This is a genomic window from Pantoea sp. y20 (assembly GCF_054903455.1).
On record NZ_CM142816.1, the window covers coordinates 483,136 to 499,879 of the forward strand.

Below are 16,744 nucleotides of genomic sequence, written 5' to 3' on the forward strand. Positions count from 1 at the left end.
TGAAATTGTGTTGCATGGTTTAGGTGATCATACTCACAGCTCTGCACGTCGCTAGTGAGCACAACTAAACTTTCCTCCCGCCTTGCCGATGTTTTTTACCACTGAGTCCGTGCGCTTTGCCCCACGATTTTGGGGCTCTACGATCAACTTCTGGTGTGGAAAAATGTCATGATCGCAACGCCCTTGTCAGGCCCGGCGGCTTCGCCGGTGGAGATGGTTTCGCTCAAACGTATCGCACAGCGCGCGGATAGCCTGGCGGTGATCCTCAGTTGGGCGCTGTTGCCGATTGCACTTGGCGTTGGCTGGCTAAATGACAGCGTGCTGGTGGCGCTAATAGCGGGTTTGGTATTGGCGCTGCTGGCGACGTTTTTCGGCACCGCGCTGCGCGGTACGCTCACGTCGCGGCTGGTCTTATCCGCGCTGTTAATCGGCTGGGCTGGGCTGCTTATTCAGGTTGGTGGTGGCGCAACCGAATACCACTTCTCGGTGTTTGTGTTGATGTCGGCGCTGCTGGCGTGGCGAGATGTGCGCCCGTTAGTGATGGGCGCTGCGGCGGCAGCCACGCATCATGTGTTATTCAATTATCTGCAGGAAAATGATCTGTTTGGCGTGGTGGTGTTTCATCATCCCGGCTGGGACATGGTGTTTTTCCACGCGCTGTTTGTCGTGGTGCAAACCGCGATGCTGCTGGTGATTGCACGCCAGATGGCAGCGGATGCGCGCTCGGCCAGCGAAGTGGCGCAACTGGCGGCACACATTAATCAGCAAGCCGGTTATCTCACGCTGCGTGCCGATACTCAGCGGAGTGAAACGCCGTTCGCGCGCACCTTCAGTACTACGCTTGGGACCCTACACGGCACTTTGCATCAGGTCAGCGACGGCGTCGGTCAACTGCTGGCGGAATCCGACAGCATTCTGGAGCGCAACGCCGCGCTCTCGACGCGTACCGACGAGCAGGCGCAAGCGCTGGAAGTGGCGGCCAGCGCTATGAGCGAAATCAGTATCGCTGCCAGCTTAACCCGGGACAAAGCGCAAAGCGCGTGCGAGCTGGCGAGTGAAACCCGCGCGGTGGCGACGCGTGGTGAAGAGAATATCCAGTCGGCGATTCGCTCGATGGAGAAAATCAGCGAAGAGTCGAGAAGGGTGAAGATCATCCTGGAGCTGATCGACGGTATTGCGTTTCAAACCAACATTCTGTCGCTGAACGCCTCGGTGGAAGCGGCGCGTGCCGGTAATCAGGGACGCGGTTTTGCCGTGGTCGCCAGCGAAGTGCGTAATCTGGCGATGCGCAGCGAAAGTGCGGCACGCGAAATCCGTCAACTGATGGATGCCAGTTCCACCAGCACCGAACACGGCACCGTGCAGGTGGAGCATGCGGCGCAAACCATGCGCGAGATTCACAGCAGTATTAGCGGGTTATCGCAGCTGGTGACGGAACTGTCGGCGATGAGTGAGCAGCAGAATTTGAGCATTGAGCAGATTCAGCAGAGCATCAATAGCATTGATCACAGCGTGCATCATAACGTGCAGCACGTGGCCGAAACGCTGCAAGTGGCGCAGCAGCAACAGCAGCAGGCCAATGCGCTGAAGCAGGCGATTTCGTTATTTAAGTTGGGGTAAGCGTGACCTTTGCAAAGGTCGCCATGAATGGCGACCTTACGTTAGTTACTCTACGCCATTAACCAGCAGCACGCGGTATTTCGCGCCTTTCAGGCGATGCGCTTTGGCTTCCTGATACGCCGGGCTGAAATACCAGCCTTTCGCCGCCTCAGCATCCGGGAATTCGAGCACCACCACGCCTTCCGCTTCCGGGCCTTCCAGCGTTTCCAGGGCGCCATAAAACGCCAACGGGTTGATGGGATGGTCGCCGCGCGCCTGTCCGGCTTTCTCGGCATACGTCGTCAGCTCGTCCTGGTCTAAGGTTTCGTCCTTAATAAACACCACATATGCAGCCATTATTTCTCTCCTCGCGCCTGGCGTTTGTCTTCAGTGTTGTTATCGAAATCGGCGGCATCATGGCGCTCCAGCAGCTGATCCTGCGGCTCGGCACCAAAGGCGCGATTCACTTTACGCCCGCGAATCACCGCCGGACGCTCGGCAATCTCTTTTGCCCAGCGCACCACATTTTTGTACGACTGCACATCAAGGAATTCGCTGCCGCCATATTGGTTGTTCAGCACCAGATTGCCGTACCACGGCCAGGTGGCGATATCGGCGATGGTGTATTCGTCACCGGCGAGGAAGCGATGGTCGGCCAGTTGACGATCCAGCACGTCCAGCTGACGTTTAGCTTCCAGCGTAAAGCGGTTGATGGCGTATTCGATTTTTTCTGGCGCGTAGTGATAGAAGTGGCCAAAGCCGCCGCCGAGGTACGGCGCAGAACCTTGCAGCCAGAACAGCCAGTTCAGGGTTTCGGTGCGGCCTGCCAGCGAGGTCGGCAGGAAGTGACCGAACTTCTCGGCCAGATAGAGCAGGATATTGCCGGATTCAAACACGCGCTGCGGTGGCGTGACGGAATGGTCGCTCAGCGCCGGGATTTTCGAGTTCGGGTTTACATCGACAAAACCGCTGGAGAACTGATCGCCATCGCCGATACGGATCAGCCAGGCATCGTACTCGGCGTCTTTGGCACCCACCGCCAGTAACTCTTCCAGCAGGATAGTAATTTTCTGGCCGTTTGGCGTGCCGAGCGAGTATAGCTGCAGCGGATGTTTGCCGATCGGCAAGGTTTTGTCATGCGTCGGCCCGGCGGTTGGACGGTTGGTTTTCGCGCCGTTACCTTTGGCTTCCGGGTCCCAGGTCCAGACTTTCGCGGGCTGATACTGATGTTCCGACATAGTGGTTTCGCCTTGTTGTGATTGTATTTTTGCTGCTACTGAGTGTAGCAGCGCGTGATACAGGCGATTTAACCGCGCTGGCGGTGGGACGCAAAGTCCGATTATGTAAAGTTCTCTTGCGTAAACAGCATAAAGTCCACTCTACCAGGCTGATAGGTGTCGGGAATGTCGCCCTCTTCCAGATGCCGCAGCATCAGCGTTAAGGCGAGCTGAGCATGGCGCAGGGTGTTTTGATCGAGGGTGAGGTTCAGCACGCGATCCTGCAACAGTCGGCGTGTAGTGCTGTACAACTCGTGCGTGACGTACAGCACTTTACCGTCGAGACGATGACGCGCCAGCGCTTCGTGCACCTGTGTGTTGCCAATGCCGGTGTTATACAGCCCGACAATCGGCGGCGAGGCGGCCAGCGTTTTTTCTAACAGGCGGCTAATGCGTTCGCGCTCATCCTGACCGGCAAGAATCTCGCGCAGGCGCAGCCGCGGAAAGCGTTCGGCCAGCACCGCCTGAAAGCCCTCAATGCGCAGGCGGTGGGCTGCGTAATCCGCGCGTCCGCTCATCAACACCACTTCACCCGGCTGCGACAGCATGCTGCCGAGCATCAAACCGGCGGTGCGCCCGGCTTTGTATTGATCGATACCGACGTGGCACAGCCGCGCGGCATCGGGCAGATCGGCGACCAGCGTGATCACCGGCACGCCGCGCGCTTTACAGGCGGCGAGCGCATCGTAGATTAGCGGGTTTTGATGGGCGAAGACGATCAGCGCATCCATCTTTTTACTGCTGGCGGTGATGTGTGCGGCGAGTTTTTCCGGTGCATTTTCCGGGATCAGCGTGCGATGCAGACGCAGGCGGCGATAACCGAGCTGGTCGGCGAGTTTGGCAAAGTCTTGCGCTAATTGCTGAAAGAAGAAGGAGGCGTTGCCGCTGAGCAGCACTTCGATCTGCCACGGATGGCGATGTTCCTCGGGCAAAATGCGTTTTAAACCGGCGTCACGCGCGGCCTGCAGGATTTTTTTGCTCATGGCGGGCGATACGCCACCGCGATCGTTGAGTACCCGGTCAACCGTGGCGACACCGACGCCCAGTTGTTTTGCCAGCTCGGCCAGCGTCACTGCTTTCATGTTGCGTGCATTCCAATAGAGCGGGCCCTCATCCTAACCTTCTCCCGCCAGCGGGAGAAGGGACCGATCGAGCAAGCCGCACCATCCCGTTCCCTCTCCCGGTGGGAGAGGGTTAGGGTGAGGGCATCAGCGCGCACTCAACTATCCCAACAGCTCACGCTCAATCAGCTCGCGGGTTTCCACCGCCTGATACTTCATCTTCTCCGGATAACCGAACAGCGCCGCCGAGATAATCGACTCGCCGCCAACCTTAAAGGTGCGGTTGGCAAAATTCATCTCGCGCAGTGCTTCAAACAGCGCATCGAAATTCACTTCGCCTTCACCGACCGCCACGTGCTGGTGGATGGTGGCATCCACGCCTGGCGGGTTGACGATATAACGGCAGTGTTTGGTGTGGTTCATGGTATCGGCGATCAGCATATGTGAAAGATCATCGCCGGCGTAATGCAGCATGTTCTTCACATCGCCCACACCTTTGTCGTAATAGAAGGTGTGCGGTGCGCTGTAGATGTACTTCACGTTTTCGCTGCGGAATGACTTCACAATGTCTGCAGTTTCGTTGCTCTGCTCGCAGAAATCCCACGGATGCGCCTGAATCTCGACGCGGATGCCTTCACGTTCGATGATCGGCAGCAGCTCTTCCATCGAACGATAGAACATCTCTTCACAAATTTCTGGCTCGTTGGGATTGCCCGACAGCTCGGTGTTGATCACCTGCACACCCATTTCGACGGCAATCTCGATCATGCGTTTCCAGTTCTTCACCGCCGCCTGACGACGCAGTTCATCCGGGCCGGACCAGCGATATACGGTAATGAACGAGGAGATCTCCAGCCCGGTGGCATTCAGCGCGTTTTTGTATTCGCGCATGATTTCACGGCTGGCTTTCGGATGTTTATAAAACGGGTTGATCTGCGGGTGCGGCGACTGCTCGATGTACTTGTAGCCCCATTCCGCCACCTGATGCACCATGCGCGTGATGCCGAGATCCCTGATTACATCCACATCAAAAGCGATTTTCATTGTTTTCTCCTGAGCGTTAAGCGGTGCGGACTTTGATGATGACCATACTGATCTTTTTACGCGCTTCATCACGTATTCTGATGTGAAACCATCAGCCGGACCGCTTTGAATACGCACATGAATATCAAACATTTATTCTGAATGGTATTAAGATGAAATGAGTTATTTCATTTTTGCGAGAGCGATCAAAATAATGAGAGATTCTCTATCACTCGAAGCCAATTACTGATGATTTCTGTGCGGGATGATTGGTGATTTACCGCAGGTTAAGGCATTATTTTTGATAATTTATTATCATATCATTCAGGAAGTTGCGCATGAGTAAAATCACCATGACCGCGATTGCCGCCGCCGCCGGGGTTGGCGTGGCGACCGTCGATCGCGTGTTAAATCGTCGTGCACCGGTGCGCGCTGCAACGGAGCAGAAGGTGCTGGAAGCCGCTAATCGCCTCGGTTATCGCATCGGCAATGTGCCGCTGCTGAGCGGCACCGCGCCTGCCGCCAGCGTGACGCTGCGCATGGGCTTTATCCTGCTGTCAAAATCCTACTCGTTCTATCATTCCCTCACTGATGCGCTGCGCCAGCATACGCAGCCGTTTCATCCGGCAGGCAGCGAACCGCTTTTTACCTGGCACGACATTGATGATGTGGAAGCGGTGGTGGCCTCGCTGTATGCGCTGGCCGGGCAGGTGGATGCGATTGGCTTAGTCGCGCTGGACCACCCGCTGATTCGCCATGCGATAGAAAACATATCGCGTCAGGGCGTGCGGGTTTATGCGCTGTTTTCCAACTTTTCGCCGTGCGGTCACGCCGGTTATGTCGGTCTGGATAACCAGAAAGCCGGACGCACCGCCGCGTGGATTGCCACGCATCTGTTGCATCAGCCGGGTTCGGTCGGCGTGCTGGTGGGCGACCATCGCTTTATCTGTCAGGAGAGCAATGAGATCAGTTTCCGCTCCTATCTGCGTGAGCAGGACAGCGCGCGACGCGTGCTGGAGCCGCTGAAAACCAATGAATCGATTGATGGCGGCTACCGTTCCACGCGTCAGTTACTGGAAGAACATGCCGATTTGGCACTGATCTTCGCGCCTTGCGGCGGCATTGAGGGCGTGATTCATGCGTTGCGCCAGCAGCCGCAGCGTAAGGTGGCGTTGATATGTCATGGTCCGGTGAAAGAGGGCGAGCTGGCGCTGATTGATGGCACCATTACGGTGATGATCCGCAACCGCATCGACGAAATGGCCATGCGCCTGGCGCAGATGGTGCAGCAGCATCATGCGCAGCCGGGCGATCATTTCTCCCAGATCATCCTGCCGTTTGATATCGTCACGCGTGAAAACCTGTAGGCCGCGTCGTTGCTGTATTTGATATATTTTCTATCATTTTAATGATGCGAAATACTATGATCGCTATCAAAAAATGAATGTTTCATGGTTGTTGATGATGAAATATTTATTTGATACTTGCGCTATCCACTATCGCAAGGAACGATCATGACTATCCATATTGCTAACGCGCCCTGTAGCTGGGGCGTTGATGACCCGAAAAATCCCTTCCTGCCGCCGTGGCAGAAAGTCCTGAGTGAAGCGTCGCAGGCCGGTTATAAAAGCATTGAGCTGGGCCCATGGAGCTATCTGCCGGTTGAGCCTGCCGAACTGCGTCAGCAGCTGGAAGCGCACGACTTGTCGCTGGTGGCGGGCACCATTTTTGATGATTTGGTGAGTGAAGCCAATTTTCCGGCGATGGTTGAGCTGACGCACAACATCTGTCGCAACCTGTCTCTGGTACCGACCGCGACCAAAACCCATGCGGACAACAAACCCGCACCTTATCTGGTGATTATCGACTTCGGTAATCCAGAACGCGCCAAATACGCTGGTCAATCCGCCAAGGCGCCGCGCCTGTCAGCTGAAGCGTGGCAGCGCATGATGCAGCACATCACCACGCTGAGCCAGATTGCCTGGAACGAATACGGTGTGCGTGCGGTGATCCATCCGCATGCCGGTGGCTGCATTGAGTTCGCCGACGAGCTGCAACAGCTGGTGGAAGACATTCCGCATGAAGTCGCTGGTTTGTGCCTCGATACCGGCCATCTGTACTACTCCGGCATGGATCCGATTCCTTACCTCAGCCGCTACTGGGATCGCATCGATTATCTGCACTTCAAAGACGTTAACGATGCGGTATGGCGCGACGTGATTGCGCGCGGCGTCGATTTCTTTGCCGCCTGCGCAGAAGGCGTGATGTGCCCGATTGGCAAAGGGGCAATTGATTATCCGGCGGTGCGCGCCTTCCTGGCGGAGCGCAATTATCAGGGCTGGATCACCGTCGAGCAGGAGCGCGATCCGCGTGATGCCGACACCAGCCTGCGTGACGTCACCGCCAGCCTGCACTATTTGCAATCGGTCGGATTCTGAGGAGAACAACATGATCAACGGCATTAAGGCTCTGAATCGCTCGCTGCGCTGGGGCATGGTTGGCGGTGGCGGCACCAGCCAGATTGGTTACATTCACCGTTCGGCGGCCACGCGTGATAACAACTTCACGCTGCTGGCAGGCGCATTCGATATCAACGCCGAGCGCGGCCGCGCCTTTGGCACTTCGCTAGGTATCGAAGCCGATCGCTGCTACGCAGATTACGAAACCCTGTTTGCGGCAGAAGCGGCGCGCGCCGACGGCATCGAAGCGGTGTCGATCGCCACACCCAATAACACGCACTTCGCCATCTGCCGCGCCGCACTGAATGCGGGTCTCCATGTGGTGTGTGAGAAGCCGCTGTGCTTCACCGCTGCCGAGGCCGATGAGCTGGAACAGCTGTGTGCTGAGAAGAAGAAAATCATCGGTGTGACTTATGGTTACGCCGGACATCAGCTGATTCATCAGGCACGTGAAATGATTGCCGCAGGTTTACTGGGTGAGATCCGCATCATCAACATGCAGTTCGCGCACGGCTTCCATAACGAAGCGGTTGAATTGCAGAACGAAAGCACCAAGTGGCGCGTCGATCCGCGCTTCGTCGGGCCGAGCTATGTGCTGGGCGATTTGGCGACGCATCCGCTGTTTATCGCCGAAACCATGGTGCCGCATCTGCAGATCAAACGCCTGCTGTGCAGCCGCCAGAGCTTTGTCAAAACCCGCGCGCCGCTGGAGGATAACGCCTTCGTGATGATGGAGTACGACAACGGCGCAGTCGGCACCATGTGGGCATCGGCGGTGAACTGCGGTTCGATGCACGGTCAGAAGGTGCGGGTGATCGGCGAGAAAGCCAGCCTGGAGTGGTGGGATGAGCAGCCGAATCAGCTGCGCTATGAAGTGCAGGGCGAGCCGGTGCAGATTCTCGAGCGCGGCATGGGTTATCTGCATCCGAGTGCGCTGGCTGACGACCGTATTGGCGGCGGACATCCGGAAGGATTGTTTGAAGCCTGGTCCAATCTCTATCGCCGTTTTGCGCTGGCAATGGATGCCACCGATCGTGGCGATCAGGCATTCCTGAAAGACTTCTGGTATCCGGGCGCGCATGCCGGTTTGATGGGCGTGCGTTGGGTGGAGCAGTGCGTGAAGTCTGCGGATGCGGGAGCCATATGGATAGCGTGTTGAATGGGCCTTGCTCATGTGCGGAGCAAGAGGGCGTTAATGACTCAATCTTCCGCGGTCGCTTTTAGACCCTCGAAATTGCAGAATTCACTGCCAATTTAAATAAAAGTTAACTCGATTTTTTGAATGATTTTTCACCCCTCTACGCGCTCTTTATCAAGAGCGCAAATTCATTCTCCCCAGATTAAATAATCACTAAACGTGCAATTAACGCAACGTAATATAACAGTTTTATTTCTGTAATAGTTAAGCCGGCGTTATAAGAAGCGTATAAATAATAACCGTCTTTGTTTTGATGGTGTAAACATCATCTCGCGTTTTTTAGCCTTTCCGGCGGCAATTGCAGACATATCTTGAGGATACTGAGTTTTGTCTTGATCGAACAAAATACTGTCTTAGGTGTTTTTTTAGATCTTTAGATCGTTAAAATACAAATGTTAAGTTTTTTATTCTAAAAAAAGATCTTAAAAAAGATCAAAGATCTGTAAATTTACCCTCGCGCTAATTTTTTTAGGGTTATATTTCAAATTGAGCACGAATAATCAAAAAAACTTTCAATAGGTTGAAAGTTGTCATTTACTTAAAGCGGTCGAAGGGCTCCAACATTACTTCGATTAATGTTTTTTTCTGCTATGGAAATGAAAGTTCATTGCTTTAGCAGAGACATTTTTAATGACGATTTTTGAGGCTTAATCATGAAAAGCAAGTTCGCAGTATTAGTTGCAATTACGGCTTCTCTTGGATTTATTGGCACGACAACTGCTGCTGATGGCACGATTAATTTTACGGGTACAATTACCGATAACGCTTGCACGGTAGATACTGGCTCTGCCAACCAAACCGTGAATCTGGGCACCGTTTCGAGCAAAACCTTCACCGGAGCCGGTGTCACCGCGGCACCGACTCGCTTCAACATTAATCTGACAAGTTGTCCTGCTGCGGTAACCTCGGCCAGCGTACGTTTCGATGGCGCAACCTCTGCGGGAAATAACCAAATCCTCGCTCTGAACTCAGGGCAAACTGCCACCAATGTGGGTGTCGCGCTATATGAGCAAGACAGTTCCACTCTCATCCCTATCGCCAGCAAATCGGCTGATCGTCCAATCACGGCAGCCGGCCCTAATGTACTGACCTATATAGCGAAATATTACGCTACGGCCACGCCAGTTACTGCGGGTACAGCAAACTCCACGGCGACCTTCACCATTGCTTACAACTAAGTAGTTTCAGAGCCGCGTCATGCGGCTCTTTCTTTCGTCACGGAGAGAGATGGATGTTTAAAAAAAGTCTTTGGCCATTGGCCATGGCACTTTTGTGCCTGTCGCCTATGGCTCAGTCTGGTGTGCAGATTGGCGGCACACGTCTGGTTTATGACGGTAAAAACAAGCTGGCCGCGATAAGTGTGACTAATCCAGACGATCGTCCCTATTTGATTCAATCCTGGGTTAGCAGTCAGGAAGAGAGTGATACCGCTGATGACACTTTCATCACCACGCCCCCGCTCTTCCGCCTTGAGCCTCATAGCCAGAATTCGGTGCGCGTTATCTACAGTGGTCACACGTTGCCAGACGATCAGGAATCCGTGCACTGGTTGAATATCAAGATTATCCCCACGGTCAATCGTCAGGCCACTAACGATCTCGTTATCACTATTAAAAACAAGATGAAGTTATTTTACCGGCCCGCAGAGTTAAGCGGCGATCCCACATTGGCTTTTACCAGGCTCAAATTTCGCCAGCGTGAGGGCAAACTCGCCGTGTTTAATCCCACGCCTTACAGCGTTTCGCTCTACGACCTGACCGTAAACGGTTCAACTTTGACCAAACCGCCGATGGTGTTGCCTTCACAGGAAATCGTTCTGGGCCAAAAAGTGCATGTTGGCAATCCGGTGAGCTGGCGAGCGATTAATGATTTCGGCGGCATTACAGCAGAACAAACATTAAAAGTGGGCACCGATTAAAGGAGAGGGCCATGTCGATGAGACAAAATATACCTTTAACGCTGAGGCCTGCTTTTCAGCGCACCTTACTTAACATGTTAATACTGGCTGCAATATCCATTAATGATGTGGTTGCAGAGGATTATTTTGATCCTGACACGGTGGAACGACACAGCGGCCAGCGTGCAAATCTGGATCTTTCCACTTTTAGCCACAGTGGAGGCCAGGCGGCGGGCGTTTACAACGCCGACGTTTACCTGAACGACAATTTTGTTGGATCAAAAAGTATACGCTTTGAACCCGGTGCGAAGGGTCTGCAGCCCCTATTAATGAAAGCCGATTTTATGCGGTGGGGCGTGAAAGAGAATGCCACACCCGCTTTCGTGAAAATCTCACCTGCGCAGGAAGTGACGAATATCGCTGCCATCATCCCGCAGGCGCAAACCCGCTTTGATTTAAGCCAGCAACGCTTAAACGTCTCCATTCCACAAGAATATGTACGACATAACGCACAAGGGTATGTTGGCCCAGAGGAGTGGGACGATGGTGTCAACGCGCTATTTATGAATTATGGCTATTCAGGTGCCAATAACTGGAGTGATTATCGTCAGGGAAGTGATAACAACGCGTATCTCAATTTGCGTAGCGGTATCAATCTCGGGGCCTGGCGCGCGCGCAACTACACCACCTATAGCCATAGTCAGGGTAATGATAAGTGGAACAGTATTAATACCTACGTTCAGCGTGACATCAAACCCTGGAAAAGCCAGCTGGTATTGGGAGAGAGCTATACGCCATCAGAGGTATTCGATAGCTTCCCCTTTCGCGGAGCTCAGCTCTACTCAGACGACAATATGCAGCCCGAGAGCTTACGAGGATTCGCACCCGTTGTACGAGGCATTGCGCAGAGCAATGCGCAAGTTACCATTCGTCAGGACGGTAACATCATTTGGCAAGCCTATGTGCCACCCGGACCTTTCGCCATAAACGATCTTTATCCTACCTCTGCCAGTGGCGATCTTGAGGTGGTAATAAAAGAAGCGAATGGCAGCGTCCGACAGTTTGTTCAGCCATTTTCTGCGGTGCCTATCATGCAGCGTGAAGGGCGTTTCAAATATGCTTTCACGGCCGGGCAATATCGTTCAACCGGGGGATCGGCAAAAAAACCGGGCTTTATACAAGGCACTGGTATCTATGGTTTGCCTTATAGCTCGACCGTTTATGGTGGATCTATTCTGTCGGGGGATTACACGTCAGCATCGGTTGGTGTGGGGAAAGGTCTGGGGTTATTGGGTTCGATTTCGCTGGACGGGACATTCGCCAATGCCCGTTTAATGGAAGAAACTCATCGCGGTGGCTCATTTCGTTTTCAATATGCAAAAGATGTCGCAATGAGCGGCACCACTTTTACTCTGGCGGGCTACCGTTATTCCACCTCTGGTTATTACGATTTTAATGAAGCTAATGGCTATTACGCGAATACACTACCGCCGGGTTTCCGGGGTAATCCCAACAACCGCAATGAAGTTGAACAAGCCCGACGCGAATGGCGAAACTGGCGTTATAGCCATAACAGACGCAGTAAATCTCAACTCAACGTTAATCAATCGTTGGGTGATTATGGCAGCCTTTTTCTCTCCGCTTACCAGCAACAATATTGGGGCGTGACAGACAAGGAGCGCAGTTTGACGCTGGGCTATAACACCAGCTTCAACGCCATCAATTACTCCTTTAATTACAGCTATTCACAGACGCCGTTCTACACCAACCACGATCAAATTTTTTCGCTGGCGGTGCAGATTCCCTTCGACCGATTTTTACCCAAAAGCTGGCTGAACTTCTCGGGCAGCACCGACAATCACGATAAAACTACTGGCGCGGTGGGGTTGTCAGGCACTGCACTGGCAGACAATAACCTGAGCTATAGCGTGCAGCAGGGTTACACCAATCAAGGGGTTGGCGCCAATGGCAATGCGTCAGTCAACTATAAAGCACGCTTTGGCGAATACCAGGCTGGCTATAACTACTCGCGTAATACCCGACAACTGAATTACGGCGCAACGGGCGGCATCGTGGTGCATCCCTATGGTGTGACTCTGAGCCAGCCGTTGGGTGACACCATGGCCTTAGTGCGTGCTGAAGACGCGGAAGCGGTTCGCGTGCTCAACCAAACCGGCGTGCTGACTGATGGCAGAGGTTATGCCGTCGTACCCAACGTAACACCTTATCGCCGCACCTCGCTTTCGCTTGATGCCAATTCGCTCGGCGATAACGTCGATCTGCTGAGTGACAGCCAAACAGTGGTGCCTACGCAGGGGGCCGTAGCATTAGCCAATTATCCCACGGTATCGGGGGCAAAAATGGTCGTCACCTTGCGTGGGCGTCAAGTACCGTTCGGCGCACGTGCCAGCGTTGCCAACGGCGAAACCCTTTCGCATGGCATCGTTGATGACAAACAACATGTTTACCTCAGCGGCGTGCCCGCAGCGGGCGTGGTTAAGGTGAACTGGAAGGGCGGCGAATGTCAGGCTCCGTTTACGTTAGGAAAGGCTCAGTTTGGTGTCAATTCTGTGACGGCACAGTGCCGCTAAAGGAAGCATTTATGCGTTTATTTCTTTTATTACCGAGCATTTTTTTCATTGGGTTGTACGTTAACTTTGCGCAGGCTTATACCTGTACCACCACCACAGCCGCGACGACAGTTTCTCCACCTGCGATAGTGATTCAACGCGATTTACCGGTGGGATCGTTAATTGGCAGCCAGATCACCTCGGGTGCGGTGAACACATATACTTGTACTAACACAGCCCCCGCGTTGACTTTTCAAAGTGTGGGCGTAAAAGGCACCGGTAGCTATGTCACGACCATTGGGGGCCGGCGAATTTACAGCACCAATATTGCGGGGATTGGCTTTGCTATCGGTGCCATCTCAGTGAACAATTGCAGTAACTCAAGTGGCTGGGTTGATGGAACCGAAACGGGAGATGGTAATGCGAACAATAGGTTGCTGTGTTCGGTCAATGGATTAATGGGGGGACAACCTCTGCGCGAGCAAGCGTTGCTACAGTTCTATAAAACCGGTCCAACCGGATCGGGGATGGTCACCGCGCAGCAGGCAGGATCGTTTATTTTGCGCAACAACCAGGCGCTCTGGCATTCACCGGAATCGACTATTCTTATGAACGGTTTTAGTGTCACAACGCTGGCGTGTTCAGTCAGTAATACTGCCATCGCCGTGAATATGGGCAACGTGGATAAGCGTGCGTTCAGTGGGACAGGCAGTTCACCCGATGCCAGCTTTACGCGTAATTTTACCATTCCGCTTAACTGTAATGCCGGCACCCGCATCAATGTGAAAATTGATGGAAATGCCCAAAACTCCACCAATGGGGTATTAAATCTGACATCAGGTGCCAATACGGCAAGTGGAGTGGGCGTGCAGCTGCTGTTTAATAATGCGCCTGTGCAACTGGGCGCCAATATTGTTGCCGGAACCTCGGCCAGCGCGGGGAATTATAGCATTCCGCTTCAGGCGCGTTATTACCAAACGACCGCCACCATTACACCTGGCACAGCTAACAGTTCCGCGACTTTCACTCTGACCTATCAATAAATAATTTTCCCCCTGGCGGGGGAAAATTGTCAGTGATGACTCACCGATAGATCACTTCAACAGCTTTAATATGGCCCGATGATTGCACGCTGACATTGCCGAGTTGAAACGGCAGCGTCTGCTGTTGCTTATTGAATCTAATCTGACGCACTTTATCGACACCATTCTGGCTACATTGCACTGCGGCATGCTGGCTATTGGTCGTCGTCGTACAGGCAGGCTCAACTATCGCACCGGTAAAAGAAACGGTACCGCCCTCAGCCAGAACGGCTTGGGCAAATAGCAAACCAGAAAATAATACGAATGCTGTTTTCATCGGTCTTCTCCTGGTGGTGGCATAAAGAAGAACGACAAGTTAGGACCAAACTTTAATTAAAAATGGCGATAGTGAAAAAATATCCCCCTTAATGCGATCGCAGGTCGCTTAGAAAGCGCTGCGCGCGCGGGTGCTGCGGCTGGGTGAAGAACTGTTCTGGTTGTGATTTCTCCAGAATCTGTCCCTGGTCCATAAACCAGATGGTATCCGCCACCTCACGGGCAAAGTTCATTTCGTGGGTCACGCACATCATCGTCATCCCTTCCTGCGCCAGACCGCGCATCACCGACAATACTTCGCCGACCATCTCCGGATCGAGCGCCGAGGTCGGTTCATCGAACAGCATCACCGGCGGCTTCATCGCCAGCGCGCGGGCAATCGCCACGCGCTGCTGCTGGCCGCCGGAAAGCTGCGCCGGATAAGCATCGGCTTTATGCGCTAAGCCCACACGCTCCAGCAATTCACCCGCCTGACGACGCGCTTCGCTGCGCTTCACGCCCAGCACTTTCATCGGCGACATCATGATGTTCTCGGCCACCGTCACATGCGGGAACAGGTTGAAGCTCTGAAACACAAAGCCGATGCGCGTGCGCAGCTGATTGAGGCGCGTGCTGCTGCCGTGAATATCGGTGCCATCAAACACAATCTGGCCGTCATCGATCGGTTCTAAACGGTTAACGGTGCGGATCAGCGTCGATTTGCCCGAGCCGGAAGGGCCGCACACTACCACCACTTCGCCGGGATTAATCTCGGCGCTCAGGTTGGTCAGCGCCTGATACGCGCCGTACCATTTATTAACCTGATTAAACATGATCATCGGTCCCATGCGGTTTCCTTATTGCGAGGAGGTTTTAGTCAGCATCACCGCGGGCGCCACGCTGGGCGTTGGCTGCGGTGCTTGACGACGTTTCTGCGCAATGTGCGCTTCGAGTTTATTGGCCAGCCAGGTGAGGCTGAAGCAGATGAGGTAATAGCTCAGCGCCACAATGGCGAACACCTGAAACGGTTTGGTCAGCAGCTGATTGCTAACCTGATTGGCGGCAAAGGTCAGCTCCGGCACGTTAATCACGTAACCCAGCGTACTGTCTTTGATGATCGACACCAGCTGGCTGACCAGGCTGGGCAAGGTGTTGAACAGCGCTTGAGGCAGGATCACCAGACGCAAAGTTTTCAGGTGGCTCATGCCGAGCGCGCGTGAGGCTTCGTATTGGCCGTGCGGCAGCGCCTGAATGCCACCGCGCACGATCTCGGCGATATAGGCACTCTCATAAATCACCAGCGTACACAGCATGGTGGCGAAGCCGCTGATGTTGTGGCCGATCAGCAGCGGCACACAGAAGTAGGTCCAGAACACCACCATCATCAGCGGGATGCCGCGCAGCAGATAAACCCAGCCGGTGGCGGGCCAGCTCAGCCAGCGCCACGGCGACAGGCGCGCCAGGCCCAGCAGCACACCAATCGGAAACGCCAGCAGCACCGCCAGCACCGAGATCAGCAGCGTACAGAGCACGCCGCCAATCGGACCGTTCGGGTATTGCCCCATCAACAGCAGCATGCCGTTGTCATGCAAAATGGTGAACATCTCAAACATCGCCATTACCTCGCATAGACGCGCTGGAAGCGGCGGGCCAGCAGTGCGCCAAGGCCCATCAGCAGCAGGGAGAAGAACAGATAGCCCACGGTCGCCACGATGTAAGATTCGAAGGTACGGAACGTTTGGTTCTCAATATCGCGCGTTACATAGGTGAGATCCGCCACACCAATCACCATCGCCAGGCTGGTGTTTTTAAACAGCAGCACCGTGTGGTTGATCATCGCGGGCATCGCATTGCGAATGCCCTGCGGCAGAATCACGCCGTGCATGGCGCGCACGTAGCTCATGCCGAGTGCGCGCGCAGCTTCGTTCTGCCCGTCGGGAATGGCGCGCAGGCCGCTGCGGATATCTTCGGAGAAGTACGCCGCCTGACACAGACCCAGCGCGGTGAGGGAGAACAGGAACTCGGCGTTGTAGTTGTTGATCCACATCTGCAGCGCTTCCGGCAGCAGCGTGGGAATGGCGAAGTACCACATCATCAACTGGATCAGCGTCGGCACATTGCGGTGATAAGAGACATAGGCTTTGACAAGCCCAACCGCGATGCGGTTTTCAGTCAGGCGAATCACCACCAGCAGCAGCGCCAGCACCATCGCCAGCAGCCAGGCACCCAACGCCAGTTCAAGGGTGATCACCGTTCCGTCAACGATCATCTGGCCGTATTGGCCGGTTATCACACTGCTGAAATCGAGAGCCATTCTGTTACC

16 protein-coding genes are annotated in these 16,744 nt (G+C 54.1%); 8 read left to right on the top strand and 8 right to left on the bottom strand.

What is annotated here, in order from left to right; genetic code table 11:
• Positions 1-168 precede the first annotated feature (168 nt).
• The gene (locus ACYAC5_RS02145; protein ID WP_462062340.1) at positions 169-1,620 is read left to right on the top strand and encodes a methyl-accepting chemotaxis protein; all 1,452 of its coding nucleotides are present in this window, start codon (positions 169-171) and stop codon (positions 1,618-1,620) included.
• A gap of 45 nt (positions 1,621-1,665) precedes the next feature.
• Here the strand turns inward: ACYAC5_RS02145 and ACYAC5_RS02150 are convergent, their stop codons facing one another.
• The 4 genes from ACYAC5_RS02150 to ACYAC5_RS02165 all read right to left on the bottom strand — a co-directional run bounded on the left by ACYAC5_RS02150 (position 1,666) and on the right by ACYAC5_RS02165 (position 4,981).
• Positions 1,666-1,956: a DUF1330 domain-containing protein gene (locus ACYAC5_RS02150; RefSeq protein WP_309836177.1), complete on the bottom strand. Its 291-nt coding sequence runs from the start codon at positions 1,954-1,956 to the stop codon at positions 1,666-1,668.
• Positions 1,956-2,837, bottom strand: a complete 882-nt coding sequence (yghU, locus tag ACYAC5_RS02155) for a glutathione-dependent disulfide-bond oxidoreductase (RefSeq protein ID WP_462062341.1) — start codon at positions 2,835-2,837, stop codon at positions 1,956-1,958. Before yghU ends, ACYAC5_RS02150 begins: the two co-directional genes overlap by 1 nt.
• A gap of 101 nt (positions 2,838-2,938) precedes the next feature.
• On the bottom strand, positions 2,939-3,958 hold the full coding sequence (locus ACYAC5_RS02160) for a LacI family DNA-binding transcriptional regulator (protein ID WP_280172379.1): 1,020 nt from the start codon (positions 3,956-3,958) through the stop codon (positions 2,939-2,941).
• A gap of 141 nt (positions 3,959-4,099) precedes the next feature.
• Complete coding sequence (locus ACYAC5_RS02165; RefSeq protein WP_007888450.1) at positions 4,100-4,981, bottom strand: sugar phosphate isomerase/epimerase family protein; 882 nt, start codon at positions 4,979-4,981, stop codon at positions 4,100-4,102.
• A 317-nt stretch (positions 4,982-5,298) separates the two neighbouring features.
• Here ACYAC5_RS02165 and ACYAC5_RS02170 point away from each other — a divergent pair, with 317 nt between their 5' ends.
• The 7 genes from ACYAC5_RS02170 to ACYAC5_RS02200 all read left to right on the top strand — a co-directional run bounded on the left by ACYAC5_RS02170 (position 5,299) and on the right by ACYAC5_RS02200 (position 14,127).
• Complete coding sequence (locus tag ACYAC5_RS02170) at positions 5,299-6,327, top strand: LacI family DNA-binding transcriptional regulator (RefSeq protein ID WP_101762324.1); 1,029 nt, start codon at positions 5,299-5,301, stop codon at positions 6,325-6,327.
• Between the two features lie 147 nt (positions 6,328-6,474).
• A complete protein-coding gene (locus ACYAC5_RS02175; RefSeq protein WP_110868105.1) occupies positions 6,475-7,398 on the top strand; it encodes a TIM barrel protein in 924 nt (307 codons plus the stop codon).
• A gap of 10 nt (positions 7,399-7,408) precedes the next feature.
• Positions 7,409-8,578: a Gfo/Idh/MocA family protein gene (locus ACYAC5_RS02180; protein ID WP_462062342.1), complete on the top strand. Its 1,170-nt coding sequence runs from the start codon at positions 7,409-7,411 to the stop codon at positions 8,576-8,578.
• Positions 8,579-9,270: 692 nt separating this feature from the next.
• Positions 9,271-9,795: a fimbrial protein gene (locus ACYAC5_RS02185; RefSeq protein WP_101762319.1), complete on the top strand. Its 525-nt coding sequence runs from the start codon at positions 9,271-9,273 to the stop codon at positions 9,793-9,795.
• 53 nt (positions 9,796-9,848) lie between these two features.
• Positions 9,849-10,535: a fimbrial biogenesis chaperone gene (locus ACYAC5_RS02190; protein WP_462062343.1), complete on the top strand. Its 687-nt coding sequence runs from the start codon at positions 9,849-9,851 to the stop codon at positions 10,533-10,535.
• 11 nt (positions 10,536-10,546) lie between these two features.
• The gene (locus ACYAC5_RS02195) at positions 10,547-13,105 is read left to right on the top strand and encodes a fimbria/pilus outer membrane usher protein (RefSeq protein WP_462062345.1); all 2,559 of its coding nucleotides are present in this window, start codon (positions 10,547-10,549) and stop codon (positions 13,103-13,105) included.
• A gap of 11 nt (positions 13,106-13,116) precedes the next feature.
• Positions 13,117-14,127, top strand: coding sequence for a fimbrial protein (locus tag ACYAC5_RS02200; RefSeq protein WP_462062346.1), 1,011 nt, complete (start codon positions 13,117-13,119; stop codon positions 14,125-14,127).
• Positions 14,128-14,167: 40 nt separating this feature from the next.
• On the opposite strand, the gene ACYAC5_RS02205 is transcribed toward ACYAC5_RS02200, so the two are convergent.
• From ACYAC5_RS02205 to ACYAC5_RS02220, 4 genes are all read right to left on the bottom strand, one after another.
• Positions 14,168-14,443 carry a fimbrial protein gene (locus tag ACYAC5_RS02205; protein WP_101762315.1) on the bottom strand — a complete coding sequence of 92 codons (276 nt, stop codon included), beginning with the start codon at positions 14,441-14,443 and terminating at the stop codon, positions 14,168-14,170.
• Positions 14,444-14,531: 88 nt separating this feature from the next.
• Complete coding sequence (locus ACYAC5_RS02210) at positions 14,532-15,269, bottom strand: amino acid ABC transporter ATP-binding protein (protein WP_101762314.1); 738 nt, start codon at positions 15,267-15,269, stop codon at positions 14,532-14,534.
• A 9-nt stretch (positions 15,270-15,278) separates the two neighbouring features.
• The gene (locus tag ACYAC5_RS02215) at positions 15,279-16,034 is read right to left on the bottom strand and encodes an amino acid ABC transporter permease (protein WP_137385021.1); all 756 of its coding nucleotides are present in this window, start codon (positions 16,032-16,034) and stop codon (positions 15,279-15,281) included.
• 5 nt (positions 16,035-16,039) lie between these two features.
• Entirely contained in the window at positions 16,040-16,735 is a 696-nt protein-coding gene (locus ACYAC5_RS02220) for an amino acid ABC transporter permease (RefSeq protein ID WP_061718311.1), read from the bottom strand.
• Positions 16,736-16,744: the final 9 nt, after the last annotated feature.

Coding starts and splice junctions, on each gene's coding strand:
- ACYAC5_RS02165 (WP_007888450.1), bottom strand. CDS start 4,981: ATGAAAATCGCTTTTGATGTGGATGTAATCAGGGATCTCGGCATCACG.
- ACYAC5_RS02215 (WP_137385021.1), bottom strand. CDS start 16,034: ATGTTTGAGATGTTCACCATTTTGCATGACAACGGCATGCTGCTGTTG.
- ACYAC5_RS02160 (WP_280172379.1), bottom strand. CDS start 3,958: ATGAAAGCAGTGACGCTGGCCGAGCTGGCAAAACAACTGGGCGTCGGT.
- ACYAC5_RS02210 (WP_101762314.1), bottom strand. CDS start 15,269: ATGGGACCGATGATCATGTTTAATCAGGTTAATAAATGGTACGGCGCG.
- ACYAC5_RS02185 (WP_101762319.1), top strand. CDS start 9,271: ATGAAAAGCAAGTTCGCAGTATTAGTTGCAATTACGGCTTCTCTTGGA.
- ACYAC5_RS02195 (WP_462062345.1), top strand. CDS start 10,547: ATGTCGATGAGACAAAATATACCTTTAACGCTGAGGCCTGCTTTTCAG.
- ACYAC5_RS02205 (WP_101762315.1), bottom strand. CDS start 14,443: ATGAAAACAGCATTCGTATTATTTTCTGGTTTGCTATTTGCCCAAGCC.
- ACYAC5_RS02145 (WP_462062340.1), top strand. CDS start 169: ATGATCGCAACGCCCTTGTCAGGCCCGGCGGCTTCGCCGGTGGAGATG.
- ACYAC5_RS02150 (WP_309836177.1), bottom strand. CDS start 1,956: ATGGCTGCATATGTGGTGTTTATTAAGGACGAAACCTTAGACCAGGAC.
- ACYAC5_RS02220 (WP_061718311.1), bottom strand. CDS start 16,735: ATGGCTCTCGATTTCAGCAGTGTGATAACCGGCCAATACGGCCAGATG.
- ACYAC5_RS02175 (WP_110868105.1), top strand. CDS start 6,475: ATGACTATCCATATTGCTAACGCGCCCTGTAGCTGGGGCGTTGATGAC.
- ACYAC5_RS02170 (WP_101762324.1), top strand. CDS start 5,299: ATGAGTAAAATCACCATGACCGCGATTGCCGCCGCCGCCGGGGTTGGC.
- ACYAC5_RS02200 (WP_462062346.1), top strand. CDS start 13,117: ATGCGTTTATTTCTTTTATTACCGAGCATTTTTTTCATTGGGTTGTAC.
- yghU (WP_462062341.1), bottom strand. CDS start 2,837: ATGTCGGAACATCAGTATCAGCCCGCGAAAGTCTGGACCTGGGACCCG.
- ACYAC5_RS02180 (WP_462062342.1), top strand. CDS start 7,409: ATGATCAACGGCATTAAGGCTCTGAATCGCTCGCTGCGCTGGGGCATG.
- ACYAC5_RS02190 (WP_462062343.1), top strand. CDS start 9,849: ATGTTTAAAAAAAGTCTTTGGCCATTGGCCATGGCACTTTTGTGCCTG.